We start from the raw sequence: 23959 nt of genomic DNA, 5'->3' as shown, positions 1-23959 counted from the left end.
AGCGCGCTGCGTTCAGTGTGGGGCACGGGCGATAAAGGCTTGCTTCTCAAAGCGATCAAAACCGGCACGCTGATAGAAACGCAGCGTTGCTTCGTCACGCCGGCTAGTGGTCAGCACTACCTTGTAGGCGCCGTGTGCCCAGGCGTGGTCGAGGGCGGCATGCAGTAGGCGGGTCGCGAGGCCTTGACCGCGATGGTCGCGGTGGGTGACGACGTTCTCGATCACGCCGTAAGGGCGGCAGCCGCGTGTCAGGTTGGGGATCAGTACGATATGGCAGCAGGCGAGCAGGGCCGTACCCGCATACGCGCCGAGATGGCGGATATGCGGGCTGGCCTGGATTGTTCTCCATGTCGTAGCGCTGATCCCATTCTCGGGCGGCGGGGAGTCGTCCGGGTTGAGATGGACATAGAGCGCCAGCAGCTGGTCGAGGTCGCCTGCGGCGATCGTCCGAATGGCGATCGGTTCACTCATTTGTCACCTCACTCATCGCTGATCAGGCGCTTGCCGAGCACCGCGGTGGCGTTAATGTCGTAACCGAGGTGACGATAGAAATCGATTACGGTGGTATTCTCCGTGCGTACCATCAGCATGAGCTTGGGGCAGCCCACCTCGCTCAGCCGTCGTTCCGCTTCCGCCATCAAACGCTTGCCGTAGCCGCGCCGCTGACAGTCGGGCGCGACGGCGAGATAGTAGACCCAGCCGCGATGACCGTCGAAGCCGATCATCGCACTGGCGATAAGGCGATCTTCTACGGTGCCGACCAGAAACAGCTCGGGTTGCTCACTTAGCTTGCGTGCGATGTCCCGCTGCGGGTCGTTCCACGGCCGAGTCAGGCCACAGCGTTGCCACAGCGCGATGACATCGGTTTCGTCGGCGCGGTCGAATGTTCGAATTCTTATAGTCATGTGGCATCCCGTGAGACGTGTTATGTTGCGCCGCCTTGCGGGCGTACGCTGCGGTGAAGCCGTCCGAGCGTTTGGCCGCGTATCGCTTAGGTGTGAATCGCCGTTTATAGTGCAGAGGCTGGATACGTTTTTACCTTAAGTTATCTTTAAGGCATAGTGGGTCTTTTCAATCGACCAAGGATGGATTCATGTCTGGGTTTGTTTCTCGTTTGTTGATCGGTACCGCTACTGTTGCCACGCTGGTACTCTCTCCGCTGACCTTTGCCGCTGACAAGATTCAGGTCTACGCCGCTGCCTCGCTGACTGACGTGATGAACACGCTTGCTGCTGACTACGAAAAGCAGCACGAGGTTGATATCGTGCCGGTTTATGCCTCGTCGTCGACCGTAGCGCGTCAGGTTGCCAACGGTGCCCCCGCCGATATCTTCTTCTCGGCCAACGAGAAATGGATGGACTGGCTCGCTGCGCAGGGCATCACCTTGACCGCGCGCGCCGATCTGCTGCAGAACCGCCTGGCGCTGATCGCGCCGCAGAACACCGACATCGCATCGTTCACGCCCGATGCCGAGCATCCGCTCGTCGACGAGCTCGCCGATGACAGCCGACTTGCAGTGGGTGACCCCGATCATGTGCCGGCAGGCATCTACGCCAAGCAGGCGCTCAAGAGCCTCGGCGAGTGGAACACACTCGAGCCGCGCCTGGCGCGCAGCGATAACGTCCGCGCTGCGCTGGCGCTGGTTGAGCGCGGCGAGACGCCACTCGGCATTGTCTACGCCACCGACGCCAAGGCCAGTGACAAGGTCAAGCAGCTGGGCCTGTTTCCGGTCGAAAGCCATAAGCCGATCACTTATCCCGTTGCGCTGGTCAACGACACCCCCTCCCAGGCGGCGCAGGCGTTCCTGACCTGGCTCAAGAGTGATGAGGCAGCAAAGGTCTTTCGTCAGTACGGCTTTGATACCGATATGACCAGCCTTGATGATGGTGATGAGGTCAGTCCCGTCAACGGTGGTTGATCGTTGCCGTTATCGCTATGGCCATGACGCCTATGCTTAAGGCGTGCTACCTCGAAATGCTCGCTTACCTTTCGTAAACTTTGCTACTTCAGTCAGTATTGCTGCAACGTAAGGATCAGGACGCTTGCTAACCGACCTTGAATGGGAGGCGCTGACACTAAGTCTGCGCATTTCGAGTGTGGCTGTGGCGGCCATTCTCATCCCTGGCATTTGTATCGCCTGGGTACTGGCACGTCACGAATTCCGTGGCAAGGCGATGCTGGATGGCCTGATTCATCTGCCACTGGTGCTGCCGCCGGTGGTAGTGGGTTATCTGTTGCTGGTGGGACTAGGCCGCCGCAGTCCTCTCGGCAGCTGGCTAAAGGACACCTTTGATATCAGTCTGCCCTTTACCTGGCAAGGTGCAGCGTTGGCGGGCGGTGTGATGGCGTTTCCCTTGCTGGTACGGGCAGTGCGGCTATCACTTGAAGCGGTTGATCCACGCTTGGAAGCCGCTGCCCATACGCTGGGCGCGGGGCATCTGCGTGTTTTCCTGACCATTACGCTGCCGCTTGCGGTACCCGGTATCCTGACCGGTGGCGTGCTCGCCTTCGCGCGTTCGCTGTCGGAGTTCGGTGCAACGATCACCTTTGCGGCCAACATCCCCGATGAGACACGAACCCTGCCACTGGCGCTCTATACCTTGATCCAGATGCCGGGGCGTGAGGACGCGGCAGCGCGGCTGTGTGTAGTCTCGATTGTGGTGGCGATGATTTCACTGATGGCTTCCGAATGGCTTGCACGGCGCACACGAAAGCGTCTGGGCGGCCGTGATGCTTGAACTGAACGTCACCAAACAGCTGGGAGACTTTACGCTTGATGCCAATCTTAAGGCCCCGGCACAGGGGGTTACTGCGCTATTTGGTCAATCAGGCAGTGGCAAGACCAGCCTGCTGCGTATGCTTGCTGGTCTTGACCGGCCTGAGCATGGCCTGATTTGTATTGATGATACGGTATTCGTCGACACCGAGCGGCGCCTTTTCATTCCGCCACACAAGCGCAGGCTTGGAGTGGTCTTTCAGGAGGCGCTGCTTTTCCCGCACTACAGCGTGCGCGGCAATCTTGAGTATGGCATGGCCGTCGGCGCTAAGGCGGAGTTCGACATGCTGGTTGAGCTGCTCGGTATTGAACATCTACTTGGTCGCATGCCGGGAGTGCTGTCAGGCGGTGAGGCAAGGCGCGTGGCGATCGGCCGGGCGCTGCTGACCAAGCCGCGCATGTTGCTGATGGATGAGCCGTTGACCGGACTTGACGGTGCGCGTAAGCAAGAGCTGCTCAGCTATATCATGCGGCTTACTCATGAAGTCGATATTCCGGTTCTGTTTGTCAGCCACGATACGCAGGAGGTAATGGCCATTGCCGATCGGCTCGCGTTGGTAGAAAAAGGCCGGGTTGTGGCCAGCGGTGAGCTTGGAGCAATGCTGACCCAGTCCGAGCTGAGCGCACAGCTTGGCGGTTTCGCGGCCACTTCGCTGCTTAAGGCACGATGGACGGCACACGATGACATGACGGGGCTGTCGTGGTTTGAGCTGGACGATGGGCAGCGCCTGGCGCTGTCTCGTGTCGAATGCGTAGCTGATGACATACTGCATATACAGGTCAACGTACATGACGTGGCACTGGCGCTTTCAAGGCCCACAGGCACCAGTTTCATCAACATGCTCGACGCGGAAATAGAGGCTTTGACGGAAGGCCAGCAGGGCGGGGTTGAACTTACGCTGCGTCTTGGCGACCAATGCTTGCGTGCTCAGGTGACGCCTTACGTGGCCGATGCTCTCGGGCTGCGTGAAGGGTTGCCGGTCATTGCACTGATCCGCAGCGCTAGTCTGGCGCGACAGCGCAGGAGCAGGGCATCATAGCGGGGCGTTTCTTCTCGTCATCACACCACGGAGATGCCCTGCATGGCGATTATTTTGCCTGTGACCCAGCCCGATGACCATTTGCTTGATGAGCTGATCGAACTGCTGATCGATAGTGTGCATGGCGGTGCCTCGATGGGCTTTATGGCGCCGTTGTCCGAATTTGAAGCCAACACTTACTGGCAGGGCGTGTTCAAGCTGATGGGGCCGCAGCATCGCCTCTGGATCGCGCGTGAAGGCGAGCGCGTGCTGGGTGCCGTTCAGCTTGCACTGTGCCTGAAAGCCAACGGCACGCATCGCGCCGAAGTCATGAAACTGTGCGTGCACTCTGAGGCGCGCGGCCGAGGGTTTGCTTCAGAGTTAATGGCGACGCTTGAAGCCTTTGCGCGGATGGAAGGACGTACGCTACTGACCCTTGATACACGTGCCAGCTCACCGGCAGAACAGATTTACGGGCACCTCGGCTGGCTCAAAAGCGGTGAAATCCCCGGTTACGCCTTCGATCCCGATGGTGCCGGGCCACATGCGACAGCGATCTATTACAAGCGACTTGGTTGAGAATCGATATGACGCGCATTGCATTGATTGCTGATATCCACAGCAATGTATTCGCCCTTGAGGCGGTGCTCACCGATATCGATCGGCGTGGGGTTGACCATATCATCAACCTTGGCGATGTGCTCTATGGGCCGGTCGCGCCGCGAGAAACGCTTGATGTGCTGCGCCAGCGCGACGATATCATCACGATCAGCGGCAATCAGGACCGCCAGATTGCCTCGGCGAGTGATGAATTAAATGCTAATGCCACGCTGCGTTTTATTCATGATGAGATCGGGCGCACTGGCGTTGATTGGTTGACGCGCTTGCCTTGCGAGGCGCGCCTTGGCGAGCTTTATGCCTGTCACGGCTCGCCTGGCAGCGATACCTGCTATCTGCTTGAAGATGTCTCGCTCGGTTGGCCGCGCCTGCGTGATGAGGCGGCTATTATCTCTTCGCTGGCGGGCGAATCATCTGCGGTAATTGGCTGCGCGCATACCCATATTCCCCGCCTGGTGCAGCTTTCGAGCGGCCAATGCGTGGTCAATCCGGGTAGCGTCGGCATGCCGGCCTATCAGGATGACCAGCCCGTGCCCCATGTGATGGAAAACCATGCGCCACATGCGGCCTATGCGCTGCTTGAAGGCAGGGCATCCTCCTGGCAGGTGGAATTTTTTCGCATCCTCTACGACCATGAAGAAGCTGCCCGCGCCGCATCGACGCACGGCCGGGCCGATTGGGCGTATCTGTTGGTCAATGGCCGTATGCCGCCTGCCGATTAAATTTTCATAGCCTGATTGACGAAACCTTCCGGCTGGAAGAGGATGCGCGCTTCGCACTTTCGCGATGATTTTTGTGACAGTTTAAACGTGTCAGGAGTCACTATGTTCGGAATGCCGTACCAAGGAATTTCTACCTTCCTGAAATCGCCGGTAAGTGCACCGAGGCCGATTGGCTTCCTCGGCATTCCCTACGATTGCTCAGTGACGTTTCGCCCCGGTGCCCGATTGGCGCCGAACGCCATTCGCCAGATCAGCATGATGCTGACCGACGGGCGTCATCCCGAGTTCGAGACCGACCCCTGCGCCTCGGTAACCGACCTGGGCGATATCGCGATTACTCAGGTCGGGCAGCATGATGCGCTCAGGCAGATTGAGGAAGGTGTGCTTGCGGCACACAATGACGATCCCCAGCGGCACCTCATGTTTGCCGGCGGTGATCATCTGACCACGCTGGGCGTGCTGCGGGCGCTGCGCAAGATTCATGGCGAGCGGCTGGCCATCGTGCATTTCGATGCCCACTGTGACACGTGGAGTTATCATTTTGGCGATGATATCGGTCACGGCACGCTGCTGCGCAATGCCATTGATGAGGAGTTGATCGATCCGCGTAAGGTCATGAGCCTGGGGCTGCGCTCGCCGGTTGAGCCCGAGACGCGTGACTGGCTGCCAGCTCAGGGCGGCTTCTGGATGAATTCACGTCAGTTGATGAAAACCAGCGGCGAGGCGCTTCAGGCTCTGGTTAAAGAGCGTATTGGAGATACACCCACCTATATTACCTTCGATATCGATCTGCTCGATCCAGCCCATGCGCCGGGCACAGGGACTCCAGAAATCGGTGGCATCACGACCTTGCATGCGCTGGAGTTGCTTGAAGCGCTGCGTGGTTTCAATCTGATCGGTATGGATGTCGTTGAGGTCTCGCCACCCCACGATGTCAGCAATATCACGGCGTTGGCTGCTGCCACTCTGCTGTGGACTTACGCGGCGATGATACCGGCGTCGGATTTCACCCGCCCTTGAGTGTTCCGGCCGGTCGGCCGATGATAGAGCGCAATGAATGACGCCAGCCGCGGCTGGCGTCATCTGTTTGACGTTTACTTTATTTCTCTCTGTTCTCATGGCGCTGCACGCATGGTCGTTCGTGACAATCCCGGTTTTTTGAAGCTGTTTCTCGTAATGCGCGGCTCGACGCTGCCCAAGATTCTGCCGCAGGTACTGGTGATCATGGCGATTGGCATGCTGGTCGCCGAGTTGCACCGCTATTTTCCTCGTCTCTTTCCAGCCTATTCGACCGCGCCCTTCACCTTGTTGGGCATCTCGCTGTCGCTGTTTCTCGGCTTTCGTAATAACGCTTGCTACGACCGCTGGTGGGAGGCGCGCCGCCACTGGGGACAGCTGCTGATCGACAGCCGTTCGCTGATGCGCCAGGCTAATGCCTTTCTTGATCTGGACACGCCACGCGGACGCGAGCTTCAACGTCGCTTCGGTTATCTCGTCATTGCCTTCGCCCACGCCATGCGCCATCGACTGCGCGGTACTGATGCCTGGCCCGAGATAGCCGGGCGTCTAGACGAGGCAGACCGACGCCTGCTTGAAGGATATTCCAATCTGCCGACGGGTATTCTTCAACTGATCGGCCAGACGCTGGGGGTGTGTCTCAAGGAAGGGCGGCTATCGGATATTCTGATCCGCGACATGGACCAGACTGTCAGCTCGATGTCGCGGTCGCTGGGTGCCTGCGAACGGATTCACAGCACGCCCGTGCCGTTTGCCTACATGCTGCTTTTGCACCGCACCGCCTATCTCTATTGTTTCTTGTTGCCGTGGGGACTCGTGGGCACGCTCGGGCTGGCAACACCGGTTGTCTGCGGCATTATTGCCTACACGTTCTTCGGCCTGGATCGGCTTTCTGAGGAGCTAGGTGCACCGTTCGGGTTGGAAGCCAACGCCTTGCCACTGGATGCTATCTCGCGCACTATCGAAATCAATGTGCTGGAAGCGCTCGGTGAGCCTGTGCCGCCGCCGCTGGAACCCCAAGACCATATTCTGCTGTGAGCAGGGCAGGCGGAGCGTACCAACCGTTCGGTAATGATTCAGGCTGGCGTTGCCAGTTCGGCTAGGGAGTGAGCATAGCCAATCGTGTTGCGTCCGATGCGTTTAGCATCATAAAGCGCCTGGTCAGCCTGCTTGATCAACTCGTCGGCGCCCAAGGTGCGATTATGCGAGGGCCAGGAGATGGCAACGCCGACGCTGATGGTGACATAGCAATGCGTCGGCGAACATTCATGAGGGATGCACTGCGCCTCGATGGCCGTCCTTACGCCGCTGGCAATTTCGATTGCTCGTTCGGGATCGACATCCGGCAAGACGATGACGAATTCCTCACCTCCGATGCGCGCAATCAGATCGGATTCACGTTGAAACAGATCACTTAGCGTTTCGGCCAGCGCTTTCAGGCAACGATCGCCTTCAGGGTGACCATAGCAGTCGTTGTAGGCCTTGAAATGATCGACATCGATCATGATCAAGGCGACCGGGTACTCCAGACGATGCGTGAGTGACAGTATCTGAGGCAGCCGTTCATCCAACAGGCGCCGGTTGCCCAGCCCCGTCAGGGCATCCTTGTAAGTCAGCGCCTTGAGGCTTGCAGCGCGGTCATCATGATAATTGATCAGATATTGGAACTCGCGGGCCATGGTGCCAAGTTCATCGTGACGTGCCAACAGATCTGTCGGCGTCTCGATGTCATCCTTTTGCTGATGCAACTGCTGGGCATAAGCGGTCAGCTTGGTTATGGGATTCAATACCAGGCGTTGAAAGGTGGCTAGCGAGACGGCCAGTGTCAGACCCAGCAACCCCACGATGGCAAACAGGGCAATATAGTAAGTGGCGATACCGTCATGCAGACGATCACGTGGCAGCTTTATTTCGGTCAGTAATTGATGCCCAAAAGGGGGCGCAGGCTGAAGCCGCGTGGCACGCAAATGGCTGGTATCCATGCGTTTGACTTCAATCTGATCGGCGTCTTTACGCACGGGTACTTGACTATCGCTTAGCGTAACGTCGAATCCTGTCTTTTGGCGCAGCGCTGTCATCCAATGCTCATTGATGGCTTTTACCATGGTCAGCCTACCGGCTACCGGGCCGCTACCATCGCCATGCAGGATTGGCCATTGACTGATCATGGCAAGTGTTGGTGAGGTGATCAGCTGGCTGCGCCGCATTAGCATAAGGTCACGACGTGGCATGGCGGATTGCAGGGTTTTGACCAGAGCAAAACTCCAGGCGCATTTACCGGCTGGTATGTGACATGAGGTGAAACTACCGGTGACAGGATCGAAGCCGGCGACCCAGCTCACCATGTCGGTTTTGTCGGTGAACACCACAAGTGACAGCCCCAGCTCCTGAAACAGCTCAGGGGTGATAAACCTCTGCGGGAAATCTTGCTTGATGCCCTGCATGAAGGCGAAGGCATCATCCCAGGTAGCCCAGCTTTTGGTCGTCAGCGCCAGGCTATAAAGCTCATCATCAATGATGTTTTGGACGTGATTGAGGCTGATGCGGGCGTTATGGTCTTCTTCAAGCGTCAGAGTAGGGAGCATAATGTATTGAAACAGATACACCAGTGCCGCGAGCACAATGGCAAATGTTGTAGCCATTGTGGCGATGAAGCGGCGACGAAGCGAGGTGGGAAAGTTCATTCACGAGGCACCTGGTAGTATCCAACGCTTATTGTTCCGACGAGCAGATCAGCGGTTTTATTTTACATAAGATATGCTATCGGCGGTGGAGGCCGGTGTTTGAGGACGTGAAATTCCTTTTTTATACTTTTTATTGGTAGTTCTATTCTTCAAAAACGCCCACGCTGTTGCGTCCTTCGTTTTTGGCCTTGTAAAGCGCCCGGTCGCTGGCATCGATCAAGGCAGCTGCACTCAACGGACGCTGAGAAGTCGAGACGGCGACACCGGCACTGACCGTTACACAGTCGCTGGTCGGTGAGTGGTGATGGGTGATACTGAGCCTTTCTATGCTTAAGCGCAGCTCATTGGCATGTTGAATGGCATCTGCCTGACCTACGCCCGGCAGGACGATAATGAATTCTTCACCGCCAAGGCGTATGACCAGGTTTGACTTGACACCGAACAGCTTAAACAGCGCCTTGGCGAGTTGCTTGAGACAGCGATCCCCTAACGGGTGCCCATAGTGGTCATTGAATGCCTTGAAGTGGTCGACATCGACCATGATCATCGCGACGGGGCGATTGGCCTCATGGTTGATCTGCAAGACTTCGGGTAGACGCTCATCAAGCAGCCGACGGTTGCCCAGCCCAGTCAGCGCATCAAGATAGGAGAGCGCGAACAGGTTGGCGGAGCGATCATGCAGATGTTCGATCAGGTACTGAAACTGCTGGGCCATGATCCCCAGTTCGTCCGAGCGTTCCAGCAAGGCTTGGGCGGGGCGTTGATACGTATCGCCTTCACGCTGCTGCTGCGCATAGGCCGCCAGCTTCGTGACCGGCTTGAGTACCATTCGACGCAGCAGTATAAGTACGACAAGGACAACGACCAGCAGCAGACCGGCACTCCATAGCATCGCGAAGTGATAGATACGTACGCCGCTGCGAAAACGTTCGCGCGGCAGCTCGGCCTGAAGACGCAGGTGATAACCGTTGGGGAGCGCATTCAACCACATCTCGGCGCGCAGCCGATCATTGTCGAGCCGCTGCAGGTCGATATCATCATCGCCATGTCCGGCGCCGGATTCGGAGATCAGCGCCATATCGATTCCAGTTTCATCGGATAGATGGTTCAGCCACTCGCTGTCCATCGCTCGCATCATTACCAGCGTTCCAACAGGGGGGCCGGTGCCGTCTGTTTTGACAATGGCGCGTTGGGCCACGAGATAGAGATGGGGTAGCACCATCAGCGTATCCCGCTCAACAGGCCCGGCTTGGTTGGGCAGGTCGGAGACTAACGCTTCAAATATCGGAACGCTCCAGCTGCAATCGCCTTTGGCTTCGGCACAGGATGTGTAGACCTGCGTGTCCGGATCGGTACCTGCCACCCACACGGTATGCTGATTCATGTCGATATAAGCGATCAGCATCAGCTTCATGTCGTCGAGGATAAGCCGGCTCAGGTTTTCCTCGACATACGTAGGGTTGTTTCCCTCTACGAAATGGTAGCTTTCATCCCACGCGGCCCAGTCGCGGGTAAGCATGCCCACGTGTTCGGCTTCACGTGAAATAGCCTGCTTGACCCGCATCAAGGACGCCTTGGCGTCATTATTTTCTTCACTGAGCAAGCTAGGAACGATGATCCGCTCCGAAATGAAGGCCAGCGCTGCCAATGCCATCAGCAATACCAGGCTCAGAGCCACGATAAAGCGGTATTGCAGCGAAACAGTCGTTTTGGGCATGGAGTGTGTGGGCCTTTATTGGCTACCTGCAAAAAGCGATAGTGGGCAAGTGGAAACCATATGCCCTGATAGTGCCGGTCAGTAAGTGCTGTATAGAGTGTATGTTTTATCGGCGGACGCCGAGGGGGCTGAAGCCACAGAAGATCGCAATGTAACATAAAGTAACTATTCGGGTGCCGCCGCTAGTAACGGCCTAGGTCGTGGCTGCGATTGATTTTTCGTATCGAATAAATAGGGGTTAGCGCGCCTGCGCCAGCCAGTTGCATAGATCATTGGCTGATGCGTCCGATGCAGTCATCATTGGTACATGCCCGGTGCGGGGATAAACGATAAGCTCACTGCCTTTAATCGCATCAGCGAAAAGATAAGCATGCTCAGGCGGCACGAGGGGATCGACGTCGCCGGTCATGATCAGCGTCGGCAACGCAAGTACTGACAGACGTTCAACGCTGGCCAGATGGCGCTGGCGCCAAAACGCGGCAATGGCCAGCAGGATGTCACGATGTCCTGACGCGCAGGCCAGTGTTTCGTAACGCTCGACAATGCCGGCCGGAATCTCGTGCGGAGTAAATGTATCCCGCATCGCATCATTTACCAGACCATGCAGGTTCATTTTACGCAGCAATGTTCTACCTACCGAGCTGCCGGCAACGTTCAGGATCGTCTGAGTCTTCTGCGATTCGGCGCGGTTGTCCGCCCAGCCTGTTGCGGCGATTAGCACCAAGGCGTCGAGATATTCGGGATAACGCAATGCAAAGGTCCAGGCTACATTGCCGCCCATCGAATTGCCTATCAGCGTGAAAGGTGCCAGTTCAAGCCGTTCGACTACCTCCATGATAAGTTCGGCATAACGCTCAATACTGACGGGCCAGTCCCCGGGCGCTTCGGTCAGGCCGTGACCAGGAAGATCAAGCGTGATGATGCGAAACTCGCTGCCCAAGCGTTCATGCCAGGGATCCCAGGCGTGCAGATCCATCAGCAGGCCGTGAATCATGACCAATATGGGGCGATTATCGTCGGGCCCGAGAGTATTGTCGGTATAATGCAGTTTAATCCCGTTTGATAAAGAGATATTGCGAGAACGTGCGCTGCGATAGCGTTGCTGCAAGATGGGATAATCGATATCCGGCTTGGCCAAAGGCATAGCGCTACCTAGGATCGAGGTCAACATGCGCAGCAACGACTTTGTATTTTCACCGGGGCGACGTACAGGCAGGCGCATGCAATTCTTCCTCCATGATAGGCGCATAGTGCAGCAATCCAGCCGCTACTCACATTTACCTATGATAATGCGAGGCGTTTGAACAATAGTAGTCAATGGGCGCCGTGACAGTGAACCAGGCCGCTGACAGCAGAACGTTACGCTACTGCCATACACTCAAGGCGTGCTGAGCAACGCCAGAGGCAAACATGAAGCTACTTATCGTGCTATTAGGGCTTTTGGGGCTGAGCCAGGAATGCTGGGCAAAAAGCTCGGTCTGGGAAGTCTCGAAAGACGGCCATTCACTGTTGATTGGCGGCACCATGCACCTGCTGCGTCCCAGTGACATGCCACTGCCGGCGGAATATGACGCTGCACTGGCACAATCCTCCCAAGTCGTATTCGAAACGGATATGGCAACGCTTGAGAATCCGGCCTTCGCGCAGACGCTGGCTGACAGCATGCGCTATCCCCAAGGTGACGATCTGCAAACTTATCTTTCACCCCAGACCATGAGCGACGTACGTGAATTTGCCGCACGCCATCATTTTACTATCGAGCCTTTCATGGCGTTTGAGCCCGGTTATCTGGCACTGATCCTGACACTGCAAGGTTATCAGGCCCAGGGGTTTACCATCGCCACCGATCAGCGTCTCTATGCCCGTGCCAAGGCTGCACACAAGCCGGTCAAGGCGCTTGAGAGTATCAATACCCAGTTGAACGCGCTGGCGGCCATGAACGAGGTCGAACCTGATCAGCTGATCCGGCAAACACTTGTCGATATCGATACGCTGGCCAACGATGCAGATGCGCTGGTGTCGGCGCTGCGTGGGGGTGATCTCGATACGCTAAGCCGTTTCAGCCTGGCGATGCGTGATGATTATCCCGAGGTCTATAGCGCATTGCTGGTAGCGCGTAACGAGCGCTGGGTGCCGGAAATTGAAAAGCTGATCAATGACGGCACACCCACCTTCGTGCTGGTCGGGGCGCTGCATCTCGCCGGGCCTGACAGCGTGCTCGAAAAGCTTAAGCAAAGAGGCTACACGGTACGTTATTTCAGCGCATCGTGATCAGCACGATGCATAGGACGAGGCGATACAGGGCAGGGGCGGGAAGGCGCATGACAGCCGTATTGTCACAAAATAAATAGAACATCACTTCGACAACCGTAAGGGAGAGCATGGATGACGAATCACAACCGATATGCCGGGTGGCTGAGCGCAGCACTTTTGAGCGTGGGATTGATGAGCACTTCAGTAGCCAGCGCCGCAACCGGTGACGCTGGCAAGCAATTAAGTGAGCAGTACGGCATTCCCTATCATGCCGTCATTGCCCACCGCGGCGATTCTTTCGATGCCCCTGAATCGACAGCACCGGCTTACCTGCTCGCCCGCGATCTCGGCGCTGATTACCTCGAGCTGGATCTGCAGCGCACCAAGGATGGCCAGCTTATCGCTGTGCATGACGATACCTTGAAGCGCACCACCAATATTGCCGAGGTGTTTCCTGAGCGCGCTGACGATCCGGTCAGCACGTTCACGCTTGCTGAAATAAAACAGCTCGATGCCGGCTCATGGTTCAACGCACAGTACCCTGAGCGCGCACGCGACAGCTACCAGGGGCTCAAAATATTAACTCTCGATGAAGTGCGCCAGATTGCCGAAGGCGGTGACAACAAGCCGGGGCTTTATATCGAAACCAAGGTGCCTTCGCAGTTCCCGGGTATCGAGAAGGAGTTGAAGAATTACCTAAAACAGCATGGCTGGATTGGCGGCGAGCGCGAAGCGCCCAAAAGTTTTGACCCTATTCATCATGTCGGCGTGGCGTTTACGCCAGGGCGCGTGATCCTGCAAACTTTCGAAAAAGAGAGTCTGGAAAAACTCCAGCAGCAGATGCCTGAGGTGCCAAAGATTCTGCTTCTATGGCTAGATGACGGCTACATCGCGTCAAAAGGTACGGCTGAGCGTATCGAAGGGGAATCCGATGCCGATTTTTATGCCCGCCAGCAGGTCGCATCGAAGGAGGAATTCGAGCGCTGGCTCGATTTTGCCAAAGCGCACGGGGCTATTGGTACTGGCCCGTCGGCCGAGCTTCATGACCATGGCGCACAAAGTTATGCCGACCTTGCCCAGCCGTGGATGAACAAGATGACTCATGACAAGGGCCTGCTGATCCACCTCTATACGGTCGATGCCGCCGAAGATTTTGCCAAATACGATGCGCGTGGGGTGGACGGATTCTTCACCAACCATACGCCGGCACTGCTTGAGTTTTATCATCGTCCGCCCGCGCAGGGCGTCGACGAGATACTGAAGAAATACGACTTTTAGGCTGGCGCCGCGACTGAACAACGCAAGACGCCACCCTGCATTGGCTGGGTGGCGTTCTTGTATTCAAAGGGCCTGCGCTCAAGTGCCTTGTGTCTAAGGGTTGGGCCTAGCGCAGAATTCGGGCGCGGAACTTGCGGCCCTTGATCTTGCCATTTTGAATCTGGGCCAGTGCGCGCTTGGCACTTTTGTTGGCCACCGCCACGTAGGCAGCAAAATCGAATACATCGATCTTGCCAATCTCATCTGGACTCAATGCCTCGTCACGGGTTAACGCGCCAACAATATCGCCGGGGCGCAGCTTGTGCTTGCGGCCGCCGTCAATATCGAGCGTTACCATGGGCGCATGGCGCGGCGTGCCGGAGGCGTTGGGCGCCGCACGCGGGCCTTCGGCAATAGCGCCGTGTTGATACTCCTCGATAGCGGTCAAGCGCTTCGCCTCGCGTGGGGTATAAAGTGACAGCGCGAGTCCGGCATTGCCGGCGCGACCGGTACGGCCAATGCGGTGGGTATGCACTTCCGGGTCGGGGGTGACATCGACGTTGATCACGGCATCAAGCCCGGCAATATCAAGCCCGCGCGCGGCGACATCGGTGGCGATCAGCACCAGGCAGCTCTTGTTGGCAAAACGCACCAGCACTTGGTCACGCTCACGCTGCTCCAGGTCACCATGCAGCGCTTGGGCGCTGAAACCTTCCTTACGCAGATAATCGGCCAGCGCATCACAGTCGCGCTTGGTGTTGCAAAATACCACGGTCGATTCGGGCTGGTAGTGATGCAGCAATCCCGCAACCGCGGCGGGTTTGCCTGCGGGCTCACTGATCTCGAACTTCCACTGCGTGATGGTGCTTTCCGCGTTGGGCGCCTCGACCGTGATGCGCTGCGGGTCGCGTTGAATATGCTGGCTCAACGCTTCGATGCCTTCCGGGAAGGTGGCCGAAAACAAAAGTGTCTGACGGTCGCGCGGCGTCGCGTCAACAATCGCTTCGAGCTGGTCGGCAAAGCCCATTTCCAGCATGCGATCGGCTTCATCAAGCACTAACAGACGCAGTTGATCGAGGGCGAGTGATCCCTTGCGCAGGTGATCGCCAATTCTTCCCGGCGTGCCGACAATGATATGCGCACCGTGCTCCAGCGAACCGAGCTGCGGGCCGATTGAGACGCCACCGCATAGGCTCAGTATCTTGACGTTATGGGTGGCGCGGGCAAGCTGGCGCAGCGATTTGGCAACCTGGTCGGCTAATTCACGCGTCGGGCATAGCACCAGTGATTGAACGGCAAAGCGCTCGACTTCAAGCCGCTCCAGCAGACCAATACCAAACGCGGCCGTCTTGCCGCTGCCGGTTTTCGCCTGGGCGATCAGATCGGCACCGGCGAGCAACGGCGGCAGGCTGGCGGCCTGAATCGGGGTCGGTTCAGCGTAACCAAGAGACGCCAGGTTGGCGTGCATCGCGGCGCTCAGGGGCAGTTGATCGAAGGAGGTCATGGTCATGGGCATCATTTCTTGAAAAACGGGAAGCAGCGAACGGGGCAGGGAAGACTTAAGTCGCATAAAAAGCGTTGACGCTATGGTAACAGTGAACCCCGCAGCGCGTCCCAATGGTTTATATCTCCATCAGTAAAGCATCTCTGCCTGAAGAACACTCAACAACGCGTTATGCTATGAGAATGACAAGCCACTACAGGGCAAGAACGACACGTAATGAAGACACCTAAACGCCTCGAACCGCTGGTCGACGATGGCCTTATCGATGAAGTACTGCGGCCGTTGATGAGCGGCAAGGAAGCAGCCGTCTATGTCGTGCTCGCCTCCGGCGAGACGCGCTGTGCCAAGGTTTACAAGGAAGCCAACAAGCGCAGTTTCCACAAGCTGGCTGAATATCAGGAAGGGCGCAAGGTACGCAGCTCGCGCAAGTCGCGTGCCATGGAGAAGGGCTCGCGCTATGGCCGCCGCGAGCAGGAGGAGGCATGGCAGAATGCTGAAGTCGATGCACTCTACCGTCTTGCCGATGCCGGTGTGCGGGTGCCCAAGCCGCACTACTTCATCGATGGCGTACTGTTGATGGAACTGGTCGTCGACGATGAGGGTAATGCCGCGCCGCGTCTCAACGATGTCGAGCTCGACCCCGAACAGGCCCGTGCTTATCACCGCGTCATGATCGGCGAGGTCGTCAAGATGCTTTGCGCCGGGCTGATTCACGGTGACCTGTCCGAGTACAACGTACTGCTGACTGGTACGGGGCCGGTAATCATTGATCTGCCGCAGGCCGTCGATGCTGCTGCTAACAATAATGCCGAGAAGATGCTCAAGCGCGATGTCAACAACATGGCCGCCTACTTCGGACGTTTCGCGCCGGAGCTGCTGCGCACCGACTATGGTGCGGAAATCTGGTCATTATTCGAGCATGGTAAATTGCATCCTGACATTACCTTGACCGGCTCTTTCAAGCGTCGCGATCAGGACGCCGATTTGAGCAGCATCCTGCGCGAGATCGACGCCGCGCGTGATGACTTTCAGGGCAACCGACAGCAGGGTGGCGATAAGGACGGCGACGCAGACGATGATGAATCAGGCTGGGACGAATATCGCTGACTCATCGTTCCGCCAAGCCGAATGCGCCATACGGTGAAAATTAGTCTGTTTTAACGCTCGGGGATGGGCGGGTCGATGCGCGTACAGTGCGCATCGGCCAGAACATCACTAGATTGCCGGCAAGTGCCATGATAGCGCCGATGATACTGATAGGCTGCCAGACAAAGCCTTCCAGCCAGGTTGAAGCGCTCAATGCGACGATGGGAAACAGCACAGCAGTAAATCCTGCTTTAGCCGGTCCCAGACGATGCACCAGCGTCAAATAGCTGGCGAAGCCGAGAATCGAGCCGACAATTACTAAAAACGCCATTGCGCCCCAATAATCGATGCGGGTCGGCAGGGTAAACGCAGCGCCTGACAGCCATGCACCGAATGCCAGTCCGACCGCACCCATCGACATTGCCCAGGCATTGCCGCCAAACAGGGGCACGCCGGCGTTGCGGTTGCGTTGACCGACCAAATTGCCCAGTGAAAAGCACCAGGTGCCCAGCACGGCAAAACCGATCCCGGCCCAACTGGCTGAGGCGCCATGCAGCTGTGGCCAGAACATGCATGCCACGCCGCTGACGCCGAGCAGTGCGGCAGGCACCAGCCGGAGCGGCGGTGTGATTCGCAACAGCCACCATTGGTTGGCGGCGTTGAACAGCGAGGCGAGCGAGAAGATTACCGCAACCAGTCCGCTCGGCAGCAGCCCCGTGGCGCGGTAGAGAAACACGAAGTTGAGGCAGTACAGCAACAGGCCCTGCAGGGCGAGCCATTTCAGCTCATGCCGGCGTGGCCGCCAGAGTCGCCTGGCCAGCCCTAGTCCAATCAGCATTACCAGGCCGGAAAGGGCGAAACGGTAACTGATCGAGATATCCGGGGCCGCCAATCCGACCTGAACGTGAATGGCGGTCCAGGTCAGGCCCCAGGCAAAGACAGTGAACAGATAGTGTAAGGAAGTGGGCATGACAGCGACCGCTCGCAGCAAGAGAATCACGCGTATTATGACTGGGGGACTGGCCTGTGCCTTGTCGATTGTTGCGCAATGGTTGTCGTTTTCTGCGCTCAAGGCCTGGCGAGATGACAGGGCCAATCCCGCATGGCGTAGGCCCGCGAGTAGCCGCGCATGATCGCCACCCAGTCAGCCGTTGCGCTCAATTTCTCGATTTATCGCACGCTCAAGACCGCAGGCGCTGTACCGCTGCGTACGCTGGCGTTGCCCTCGGGGTTATCAATGGCACATTGGCAGAACTGCCAAGGCATGGCCCATTATCATCAGCCCGGTCATCATGCCTTGAGCGTCTATCTCGACGGTGGGGAGCAGACACAGCATGTGCGTGACGGTCAGGTGCTGCGTCACGGCCATGCCGGTGCCGTATGCATGATGCCCGCTGACAGTGAGTCCCACTGGCGGATCGGCGCCGCATTTTCCTTTTTGCACCTGTACTTCGATGACATCACGTTGCGGGACACCATAGCGCGCACCTGGGACCGTGAAGGCCGCGGTGTGGTACTGCGCGAGGCTTACCAGGAAAAACATGACCCGCTGGCATTGAGCGCACGCTTGATCGCCACTGCGGACTGGCAGGAACCGGCACTGCGCGTGGGGCTCGATCACCTCGCCCACTGGTTGCTGATTCAGGCCGCACGGGACTATTCCGACCGCCTTAACGTCTTACCGGAGGTCAAGGGGCGCCTCACGCCACGGCATGCCGCACGGCTACATGACTTTATCGAGGATCATCTCGATCAAACGTTGACGCTTGAGCAACTCGCGGCGCAGGTAGCGCTGAGCCCGTATCATTTTGCTCGGCTTTTTCGCGCCACGTTTGGCCATTCGCCGCACGCCTATATCACGGAGCAACGCTTGCTGAAGGCGCATCGCCTGCTCAAGGACACTAATGACAAGATCGGTGTGATCGCGCTCGAATGTGGCTTTGGGCAGCACAGTCAGCTTTCACGCCTGTTCAAACGCCATTTCGGCTACGCGCCGAGTGTACTCAGGAGCCTATAAATCATGGCAGCGACGACGCCGGAGCAGGTCATCGCGTTCTGGTTCGACACCCTCAAACCGCGCCAGTGGTTTCGCAAGGACGTACAGCTCGATAAGGAGATTGCCCAGCGCTTTGGCGACTCACTGACTGCGGCAGGGCGCTGCGAGCTGTGGCGCTGGCGCTCCAGCGACGAGGGCCGGCTGGCCGAAATCATCGTACTCGATCAGTTCTCGCGCAACATCCATCGTGATACGCCGCAGGCCTTCGCCAACGATCCGCTCGCGCTCGCGCTGGCCCAGGAGGCGGTAGCGCGCGGTGTCGATCGGCGCCTTGAGGCGGCCCGTCGTGCCTTTGTTTATATGCCCTACATGCACAGCGAATCGCTTGCGATCCACGCCCAGGCGCTGGCACTTTTCGACCAGCCGGGACTGGAGGACAGCCTGCGATCCGAGCACCAGCACCATGATATCTTACAACGCTTTGGTCGTTACCCTCATCGCAACGCTATCCTCGGCCGTATCAGCAGTGCCGAGGAGCTCGCCTTCCTCGCGACGCCAGGATCATCATTCTGAACTTTGTCCGCTGTGCTTGAGGATGCCTTTCAAGCGGGCGTCGAGCATCGACGTATCCGGCAGGCGCAGGCCAAAGGTATCTTCGAGGATCATGCGCAGTTCGAACACGCTATCGATGCGGCGCGTTTCGTGCTCGCCGCCAAGCGGATATACCGTCAGCGTATTGTCGAGCAGCGCATAACGATGCCCCACGCCTGGGCGGGCAGCAATCAGATGGTGAACAAAGCGCGATTCGGGATAGTGCGAAACATAGAAGTTGTACATCGTGTAATCGGCGGGATGCTGGGGCTGCAGATCGAACTGATAGAGCGTGCGCCAGCCGTCGATCAGCCTGACCTGAAGTAGATAGCCACCATGAACGGTGTCTTGCAGGCGGAAGGTCTCGTGCGGCGTTTCCTGTTCCTCTCCGGATTGCAGGCGCAGCGGCGCCGTCAGCGTCATGCCGCCGAAGCCGACATCGGCGATATAATGGCCTTCGTCGAGATCGATGCTCAGCAGCATGTGGGTGTGTGGCGGTGTCTCCTGCGGTGCGTTCCACAGCACCCGTGCGGCAAGCCCCTTGACGCGGAAGCCGAGCGTCTCAAGGGCGTGCTGAAGAAGGGTATTGTGCTCGAAGCAGTAGCCGCCGCGAGCATCGGTAATCAGTTTCCGCTGTAGCGACTCAAGATCGAGCCGGACCGGCTGCTCAAGCAGCGGGTCGAGATTCTCAAAGGCAATGGTCTGCGTATGGCAAAGATGAATGGCGCGCAGTGTGTCGAGCGTTGCCGTGTGGGGTCCGGCGTAGCCGATACGGCTGAAGTAAGCGTCCAGATCAAGGGGCGTCATGCCAGTCATGCACTATCTCTCCAAAATGTCGGCGCAGGCTCAGACCGACATGTTCTGCCATTTAAATGACGAGCAAAACATGACAATACGACAATTTAGCGTCCGTGCATGTAGTAAACGTGTGAACGCTTCATTTGGATGTTGTACTGACGCGCCGCACGCAGGGCGGTAAGGTTGCGCGGATGTACTGCCGCTGGCCGTATCTTCCTTTTGGTTTAATTGCATACTTTGGAGCCCGTTATGGCCCTGCATATTCGTGAAGCCGTGCCCGCCGATTTCGATTCTCTCTGGCCGATTCTTCATGCGGTCTTCCGTGCTGCACAGACCTATGCGCTTGCGCCCGACATGACGCGCGATGAGGCCTATACCCTGTGGTGTGAGACGCCGCTGGCGACCTTCGTGGCCGAGGGTGAGGGCGAAATTATCGGCACCTACTACCTCAAGAAGAATGCTGCCGGGCCGGGCGACCACGTCTGCAACTGCGGCTATATCGTGGCGGCCGAGGCGCGCGGGCGCGGTGTGGCCGGGGCGATGTGCGAACACTCGCAGCAGATAGCCCGCACGCACGGGTTCAAGGCGATGCAGTTCAACTCGGTAGTCTCGACCAACGAAGGCGCGGTGAGGCTGTGGCAAAAGCTCGGCTTCGATATCGTCGGCACGCTGCCCAGGGCCTATCGTCATACCAGCCTCGGCTTCGTCGATGCCTACGTGATGTACAAGTGGCTTGGCTGAATTCTCTTGCTACATTCTTGCGACACAAGGAGCAAGTAAGAATGATGGGTTCTTTCGGTTTGATGGCGCATAACAATCTCTGGTCGAATTATCGCTTGCTGAACGCCTGTGCGGCGCTCAGTCAGGAAGAATTCGAGGCGGAGCGTACCAGTTTCTTTCCATCGCTCATGGCTACGCTCAATCACATACTGATTGTCGACTGGTTCTATCTGGATGCCCTGGAAGCAGGAGGAAAGGGGCCCGCTGTCTATGCCAATGACATTCCGTGTCGGACGGTTGAGGAGCTGAGGGTAGCGCAGCCTCAGAGTGATGAGCGTCTCGTCGATCTCTGTGTATCCTTGAAGGCAGAACGTTTGGCTTCTCATGTGACTCTGTTACGTGAGAGTGGAGCGCGGCAGGTAGAGAGGATCGAGCGTGTGCTTTTGCATCTGTTCATGCATCAAATTCACCACCGTGGGCAGGTACATGCCATGCTGGCCGGTACCCGCATTGCGCCGCCGCAACTCGACGAGTTCTTTCTTGAAAGCGATGCGGCCTTGTGTGCCGATGATCTGGCAGCGTTGTCGATAAGCGCCCGGGATGGATAAAGGTTTTTCGGCCTTTAATCCTCCCGCTCGAACGCCACATCATCGCCATCCGCGCCGAGCTGCTTGATTTCGACCGGACGGCCCTGACGGTCGAGGCGGACAAAGCCAATGCCTGACTTGTTGACCAGCCGTTCGCCGGGCGAGCGACTGCTAGGCTGGCGTGGCGAGACTTCCATGTCGCGGCGCTTGGTCAACAGATTGAGCGGCGACCACGGCGCGTAGAGCCAGCGGTTGAGACGATCGAAGGTGTCGAGCAGCTTATCGGGAAAGGTATTCTTGATGCCGCTGCTGGTGATCTGCCAGATATCCGGGCTCTGCTTGTGGCCGCGGATATGCACGTCGTAAGCGAAGCTGTAGTGGACATCGCCGGAAAGAATCACGAAGTTCTGCGGCGTCTTGCTGTGCTTGAAGATGTTGAGCATCACGTAGGCTGCGCCGCGGTGCGACATCCAGTTTTCGGCATCAACCAGCAGCGGCTTGCCGAGCCAGATGAAGATACGCTGTATCGCCTCGATCAGCTTGACGCCGAATACCGGCGCTGGCGATACCATGACTACTGCCTTTTCATCTAGTAGCGCGTCTTGCAGCTCACTCAATGCTTCCCAGTCCATCAGTCCCGACGGCTTGCTGAAGCCACGTTCGCTGCGCCAGCGTCGCGTGCGCGTATCGAGCACCACCAGTTTGGGATAGGTCGCCAGCGTATAATGCCAGTGCTCGAAGGTGATGAGCTGGTCAATCAATGTTTCCTGAGCGTGGTCATGCGCCTTGGTGTTTCCATCGTTGCTCTCTTCATTGTCTAAGCGGCAAAACGCGACGAGAGCGTTCATGAGCTCATTGTCATCGCCTTGGGCATGACGAAACGCATCGGGATTATTGCCCCATCCCTGACAGAGCAGATAGGCGATCAGCGCATTGCCGATGATGCGTCGTGAGAAAGGATGTTCATAGGCTGAGGTTTCCCAGGCCGCGGTCAGGTTCCAGTCGTCGGTAATGTCGTGATCGTCGAAGATCATATAGCTCGGCAGCTGAGCGAGGGCGCGACGCACCTGCGGCAGAGTAGCGACAAAACTATCTATGGCACGTTGTTCGTCGCGATAGCGTGCGAGTGTTTCATCATCAAGTGGCGGTTCCTCCACTTCGATCAATGTCCACGCTACCGGTGACCATACCAGCAGGTACATGGCGATCATTTCAGCGAAGGTGATCAGATGGTTCTGCGCTCCGGCTGAGGTGAAGATCGGCTTGTACTTGCCTGAGAAAAAACGCTCGCGCAGGTTGCGGTTATCTTTCATCCGCGGCAGTAGCTGCTCGCGGCGGTAATAGTAGGGCTCGGCAAGCAGTGCGTCGCTGGTGGCGAGCTCGGCACCCTCGAAGCGCTCACCAAACAGGCCAAGCCGCTCGATCAAGCGATGAATGGCGACCAGCATCGGGCCTGCAACATCGTCAGCGTAGATCTGATCGCCAGTCATCAACAGCAGTGATGGCCACTGCTCGGGTGTGTCGCGGCGCTCGCTGAGCCAGGCGTCGGCACGGGCCAGGCCGTCGCCAGAGTTGCAGTGCGGCTTGCGGCATGAGCCGTGCAAGAGCGTGTCGAGTTTGAGGCTCATCTTGACGCGTGGGCGTGGCTCGTCGTCGTAACAGAGCTCCGGCGCCCACTGCTTGATCGACTGCCACTCGCCGTCGCGTTCGATAGCTAGATCGTAACCGAACACGGCATCTTCCTTGAGCGCGCAGTCAAGCGAGATATCGATTAAATGAGTAAACGCATACTTCCCGACGGGCAGCGTTCGACAGTGACTGGCGTCGAGCGTCTGATCGAAAAAAGGCTGATCATCGGCATCAAACAATGAAAGACGCAGGGTCAGCGGTTTGGAGCCGGCCAGCCACAGCACAATACGATCGGGCATCAGGCGGCGCAGGAGTGGGCCAGCCAGCACATCGGGTAGCGTGTCGGGGGAGGCAATGGAGGCGCATTCGGCCATGGTGCGGCAGTATCCTTGCATTGAGCCAGAGCGTGCCAGCATAGTCTTGCCGGCAAGAGGCGCGCCAGACAGAGTACCATGCGTGTGCGCTATGACGCCTGCGTCTTAGCGCTGGCAGCCCTCAAGGACGCCGGCGAGTGACACGCAGTCGCCTAGCCCGATGCCATGCTGTTCGAAATAACCGGCGTTGACTTCGAGCGCGGCGCGGTAAGGGCGACCGGGCCGGTAACTCGGGCAATTTTGCGCCTCTCCGCGACAAGGCATCATGGTATGAATGGAGCGAATCTCGCCATTAGCGCCGAGGAAGGCGATGTCGAGCGCAATGCGGGTGCGGTACATCCAGAAGCCGCTGTCACCTGGCTGGTCCTGAGTGTAGATGAATAGCATGCCAGCGTCGGCGGCCAGGCTCTCGCGCTCCATCAGGCCAACGGCGCGCTCACGGGGAGTGCGGGCAATCTCGACCTGCAAATGGTGCGCGCGCGCTGCGCCTTCTACTGTGAGCTCTTTATGCTCCAGCGCCAAGGCCGGCGCGATGCTGGGAAGGCTGAAAATGACATAAGCAATCAGTTGGCGATATTTCGACACTATGCGGGTGCTCCTGTCGTTTAATA

The 23959-nt window shown here is 57.8% G+C and carries 25 protein-coding genes; 15 read left to right on the top strand and 10 right to left on the bottom strand.

What is annotated here, in order from left to right; all coding sequences use genetic code 11:
* Positions 1-12: 12 nt before the first annotated feature.
* Positions 13-471 (bottom strand): GNAT family N-acetyltransferase, encoded by a 459-nt coding sequence (locus C3Z11_RS09470; protein ID WP_106477656.1) that lies wholly within the window; start codon positions 469-471, stop codon positions 13-15.
* 8 nt (positions 472-479) lie between these two features.
* Entirely contained in the window at positions 480-905 is a 426-nt protein-coding gene (locus C3Z11_RS09465) for a GNAT family acetyltransferase (RefSeq protein ID WP_262927319.1), read from the bottom strand.
* 188 nt (positions 906-1093) lie between these two features.
* On the opposite strand from C3Z11_RS09465, the gene modA reads away from it, so the two are divergent.
* The 7 genes from modA to C3Z11_RS09430 all read left to right on the top strand — a co-directional run bounded on the left by modA (position 1094) and on the right by C3Z11_RS09430 (position 7190).
* Complete coding sequence (gene modA / locus C3Z11_RS09460; protein ID WP_106477655.1) at positions 1094-1918, top strand: molybdate ABC transporter substrate-binding protein; 825 nt, start codon at positions 1094-1096, stop codon at positions 1916-1918.
* Positions 1919-2042: 124 nt separating this feature from the next.
* Positions 2043-2738 (top strand): molybdate ABC transporter permease subunit, encoded by a 696-nt coding sequence (modB, locus tag C3Z11_RS09455; protein ID WP_106477654.1) that lies wholly within the window; start codon positions 2043-2045, stop codon positions 2736-2738.
* Entirely contained in the window at positions 2731-3816 is a 1086-nt protein-coding gene (gene modC / locus C3Z11_RS09450) for a molybdenum ABC transporter ATP-binding protein (protein ID WP_106477653.1), read from the top strand. The genes modB and modC overlap by 8 nt, the downstream gene beginning before the upstream one ends.
* Before the next feature lie 42 nt (positions 3817-3858).
* Positions 3859-4374 carry a GNAT family N-acetyltransferase gene (locus tag C3Z11_RS09445; RefSeq protein WP_106477652.1) on the top strand — a complete coding sequence of 172 codons (516 nt, stop codon included), beginning with the start codon at positions 3859-3861 and terminating at the stop codon, positions 4372-4374.
* 8 nt (positions 4375-4382) lie between these two features.
* Positions 4383-5135, top strand: a complete 753-nt coding sequence (locus C3Z11_RS09440; RefSeq protein WP_106477651.1) for a metallophosphoesterase family protein — start codon at positions 4383-4385, stop codon at positions 5133-5135.
* A 102-nt stretch (positions 5136-5237) separates the two neighbouring features.
* Positions 5238-6155, top strand: a complete 918-nt coding sequence (gene speB / locus C3Z11_RS09435) for an agmatinase (RefSeq protein WP_158700983.1) — start codon at positions 5238-5240, stop codon at positions 6153-6155.
* Positions 6156-6188: 33 nt separating this feature from the next.
* On the top strand, positions 6189-7190 hold the full coding sequence (locus C3Z11_RS09430) for a bestrophin family protein (protein ID WP_262927318.1): 1002 nt from the start codon (positions 6189-6191) through the stop codon (positions 7188-7190).
* A 38-nt stretch (positions 7191-7228) separates the two neighbouring features.
* Here C3Z11_RS09430 and C3Z11_RS09425 read toward each other — a convergent pair whose 3' ends face one another.
* The 3 genes from C3Z11_RS09425 to C3Z11_RS09415 form a co-directional block, all read right to left on the bottom strand.
* Positions 7229-8836: a diguanylate cyclase domain-containing protein gene (locus C3Z11_RS09425; RefSeq protein WP_106477649.1), complete on the bottom strand. Its 1608-nt coding sequence runs from the start codon at positions 8834-8836 to the stop codon at positions 7229-7231.
* Positions 8837-8978: 142 nt separating this feature from the next.
* Complete coding sequence (locus C3Z11_RS09420; protein WP_106477648.1) at positions 8979-10553, bottom strand: diguanylate cyclase domain-containing protein; 1575 nt, start codon at positions 10551-10553, stop codon at positions 8979-8981.
* 238 nt (positions 10554-10791) lie between these two features.
* Complete coding sequence (locus C3Z11_RS09415) at positions 10792-11775, bottom strand: alpha/beta fold hydrolase (protein ID WP_158700981.1); 984 nt, start codon at positions 11773-11775, stop codon at positions 10792-10794.
* Positions 11776-11963: 188 nt separating this feature from the next.
* Here C3Z11_RS09415 and C3Z11_RS09410 point away from each other — a divergent pair, with 188 nt between their 5' ends.
* Both C3Z11_RS09410 and C3Z11_RS09405 read left to right on the top strand, forming a co-directional pair.
* On the top strand, positions 11964-12824 hold the full coding sequence (locus C3Z11_RS09410; RefSeq protein ID WP_106477646.1) for a TraB/GumN family protein: 861 nt from the start codon (positions 11964-11966) through the stop codon (positions 12822-12824).
* Positions 12825-12938: 114 nt separating this feature from the next.
* A complete protein-coding gene (locus C3Z11_RS09405; protein ID WP_106477645.1) occupies positions 12939-14084 on the top strand; it encodes a glycerophosphodiester phosphodiesterase in 1146 nt (381 codons plus the stop codon).
* A 106-nt stretch (positions 14085-14190) separates the two neighbouring features.
* Here the strand turns inward: C3Z11_RS09405 and dbpA are convergent, their stop codons facing one another.
* Positions 14191-15573: an ATP-dependent RNA helicase DbpA gene (gene dbpA / locus C3Z11_RS09400; protein WP_106477644.1), complete on the bottom strand. Its 1383-nt coding sequence runs from the start codon at positions 15571-15573 to the stop codon at positions 14191-14193.
* 210 nt (positions 15574-15783) lie between these two features.
* Here dbpA and C3Z11_RS09395 point away from each other — a divergent pair, with 210 nt between their 5' ends.
* Positions 15784-16674: a PA4780 family RIO1-like protein kinase gene (locus tag C3Z11_RS09395; RefSeq protein WP_106477643.1), complete on the top strand. Its 891-nt coding sequence runs from the start codon at positions 15784-15786 to the stop codon at positions 16672-16674.
* Between the two features lie 40 nt (positions 16675-16714).
* Here the strand turns inward: C3Z11_RS09395 and C3Z11_RS09390 are convergent, their stop codons facing one another.
* Positions 16715-17623: a DMT family transporter gene (locus C3Z11_RS09390; RefSeq protein WP_106477791.1), complete on the bottom strand. Its 909-nt coding sequence runs from the start codon at positions 17621-17623 to the stop codon at positions 16715-16717.
* Between C3Z11_RS09390 and C3Z11_RS16810 the strand changes: the two genes are divergently transcribed.
* Genes C3Z11_RS16810 through C3Z11_RS09380 form a run of 3 tightly spaced genes read left to right on the top strand, consistent with a single transcriptional unit; the run spans position 17622 to position 19222 of the window.
* On the top strand, positions 17622-17786 hold the full coding sequence (locus C3Z11_RS16810; RefSeq protein WP_158700980.1) for a hypothetical protein: 165 nt from the start codon (positions 17622-17624) through the stop codon (positions 17784-17786). The two genes, C3Z11_RS09390 and C3Z11_RS16810, sit on opposite strands and share 2 nt — an antisense overlap.
* Positions 17783-18670, top strand: a complete 888-nt coding sequence (locus tag C3Z11_RS09385) for a helix-turn-helix domain-containing protein (protein ID WP_106477642.1) — start codon at positions 17783-17785, stop codon at positions 18668-18670. The genes C3Z11_RS16810 and C3Z11_RS09385 overlap by 4 nt, the downstream gene beginning before the upstream one ends.
* A gap of 3 nt (positions 18671-18673) precedes the next feature.
* A complete protein-coding gene (locus C3Z11_RS09380) occupies positions 18674-19222 on the top strand; it encodes a DUF924 family protein (RefSeq protein WP_106477641.1) in 549 nt (182 codons plus the stop codon).
* Here C3Z11_RS09380 and C3Z11_RS09375 read toward each other — a convergent pair.
* On the bottom strand, positions 19214-20056 hold the full coding sequence (locus C3Z11_RS09375) for an arylamine N-acetyltransferase family protein (RefSeq protein ID WP_106477640.1): 843 nt from the start codon (positions 20054-20056) through the stop codon (positions 19214-19216). The genes C3Z11_RS09380 and C3Z11_RS09375 overlap by 9 nt on opposite strands.
* Positions 20057-20287: 231 nt before the next feature.
* On the opposite strand from C3Z11_RS09375, the gene C3Z11_RS09370 reads away from it, so the two are divergent.
* Together C3Z11_RS09370 and C3Z11_RS09365 are read left to right on the top strand one after the other, a co-directional pair.
* The gene (locus tag C3Z11_RS09370) at positions 20288-20779 is read left to right on the top strand and encodes a GNAT family N-acetyltransferase (protein ID WP_106477639.1); all 492 of its coding nucleotides are present in this window, start codon (positions 20288-20290) and stop codon (positions 20777-20779) included.
* A gap of 41 nt (positions 20780-20820) precedes the next feature.
* Complete coding sequence (locus C3Z11_RS09365) at positions 20821-21366, top strand: DinB family protein (RefSeq protein WP_106477638.1); 546 nt, start codon at positions 20821-20823, stop codon at positions 21364-21366.
* 14 nt (positions 21367-21380) lie between these two features.
* Here the strand turns inward: C3Z11_RS09365 and C3Z11_RS09360 are convergent, their stop codons facing one another.
* Complete coding sequence (locus C3Z11_RS09360; protein WP_106477637.1) at positions 21381-23348, bottom strand: alkaline phosphatase D family protein; 1968 nt, start codon at positions 23346-23348, stop codon at positions 21381-21383.
* A 105-nt stretch (positions 23349-23453) separates the two neighbouring features.
* Positions 23454-23933: a DUF192 domain-containing protein gene (locus tag C3Z11_RS09355; RefSeq protein ID WP_262927317.1), complete on the bottom strand. Its 480-nt coding sequence runs from the start codon at positions 23931-23933 to the stop codon at positions 23454-23456.
* Positions 23934-23959: the final 26 nt, after the last annotated feature.

It is taken from the genome of Phytohalomonas tamaricis (genome assembly GCF_003012345.1).
Classification (GTDB): Bacteria; Pseudomonadota; Gammaproteobacteria; order Pseudomonadales; family Halomonadaceae; genus Phytohalomonas; species Phytohalomonas tamaricis.
This window is presented reverse-complemented; position numbering and strand designations above follow the sequence as displayed.

Bases quoted from the DNA above. Each gene is read 5' to 3' on its own strand.
- C3Z11_RS09415 (WP_158700981.1), bottom strand. From the start codon at position 11,775: ATGCGCCTGCCTGTACGTCGCCCCGGTGAAAATACAAAGTCGTTGCTG.
- C3Z11_RS09470 (WP_106477656.1), bottom strand. From the start codon at position 471: ATGAGTGAACCGATCGCCATTCGGACGATCGCCGCAGGCGACCTCGAC.
- C3Z11_RS09360 (WP_106477637.1), bottom strand. From the start codon at position 23,348: ATGGCCGAATGCGCCTCCATTGCCTCCCCCGACACGCTACCCGATGTG.
- C3Z11_RS09370 (WP_106477639.1), top strand. From the start codon at position 20,288: ATGGCCCTGCATATTCGTGAAGCCGTGCCCGCCGATTTCGATTCTCTC.
- C3Z11_RS09390 (WP_106477791.1), bottom strand. From the start codon at position 17,623: ATGCCCACTTCCTTACACTATCTGTTCACTGTCTTTGCCTGGGGCCTG.
- C3Z11_RS09395 (WP_106477643.1), top strand. From the start codon at position 15,784: ATGAAGACACCTAAACGCCTCGAACCGCTGGTCGACGATGGCCTTATC.
- modA (WP_106477655.1), top strand. From the start codon at position 1,094: ATGTCTGGGTTTGTTTCTCGTTTGTTGATCGGTACCGCTACTGTTGCC.
- C3Z11_RS09385 (WP_106477642.1), top strand. From the start codon at position 17,783: ATGATCGCCACCCAGTCAGCCGTTGCGCTCAATTTCTCGATTTATCGC.
- speB (WP_158700983.1), top strand. From the start codon at position 5,238: ATGTTCGGAATGCCGTACCAAGGAATTTCTACCTTCCTGAAATCGCCG.
- dbpA (WP_106477644.1), bottom strand. From the start codon at position 15,573: ATGACCATGACCTCCTTCGATCAACTGCCCCTGAGCGCCGCGATGCAC.
- C3Z11_RS09380 (WP_106477641.1), top strand. From the start codon at position 18,674: ATGGCAGCGACGACGCCGGAGCAGGTCATCGCGTTCTGGTTCGACACC.
- C3Z11_RS09465 (WP_262927319.1), bottom strand. From the start codon at position 905: ATGACTATAAGAATTCGAACATTCGACCGCGCCGACGAAACCGATGTC.
- C3Z11_RS09445 (WP_106477652.1), top strand. From the start codon at position 3,859: ATGGCGATTATTTTGCCTGTGACCCAGCCCGATGACCATTTGCTTGAT.
- modC (WP_106477653.1), top strand. From the start codon at position 2,731: ATGCTTGAACTGAACGTCACCAAACAGCTGGGAGACTTTACGCTTGAT.
- C3Z11_RS16810 (WP_158700980.1), top strand. From the start codon at position 17,622: ATGACAGCGACCGCTCGCAGCAAGAGAATCACGCGTATTATGACTGGG.
- C3Z11_RS09430 (WP_262927318.1), top strand. From the start codon at position 6,189: ATGAATGACGCCAGCCGCGGCTGGCGTCATCTGTTTGACGTTTACTTT.
- C3Z11_RS09440 (WP_106477651.1), top strand. From the start codon at position 4,383: ATGACGCGCATTGCATTGATTGCTGATATCCACAGCAATGTATTCGCC.
- C3Z11_RS09365 (WP_106477638.1), top strand. From the start codon at position 20,821: ATGATGGGTTCTTTCGGTTTGATGGCGCATAACAATCTCTGGTCGAAT.
- C3Z11_RS09425 (WP_106477649.1), bottom strand. From the start codon at position 8,836: ATGAACTTTCCCACCTCGCTTCGTCGCCGCTTCATCGCCACAATGGCT.
- C3Z11_RS09420 (WP_106477648.1), bottom strand. From the start codon at position 10,553: ATGCCCAAAACGACTGTTTCGCTGCAATACCGCTTTATCGTGGCTCTG.
- C3Z11_RS09410 (WP_106477646.1), top strand. From the start codon at position 11,964: ATGAAGCTACTTATCGTGCTATTAGGGCTTTTGGGGCTGAGCCAGGAA.
- C3Z11_RS09405 (WP_106477645.1), top strand. From the start codon at position 12,939: ATGACGAATCACAACCGATATGCCGGGTGGCTGAGCGCAGCACTTTTG.
- C3Z11_RS09375 (WP_106477640.1), bottom strand. From the start codon at position 20,056: ATGACTGGCATGACGCCCCTTGATCTGGACGCTTACTTCAGCCGTATC.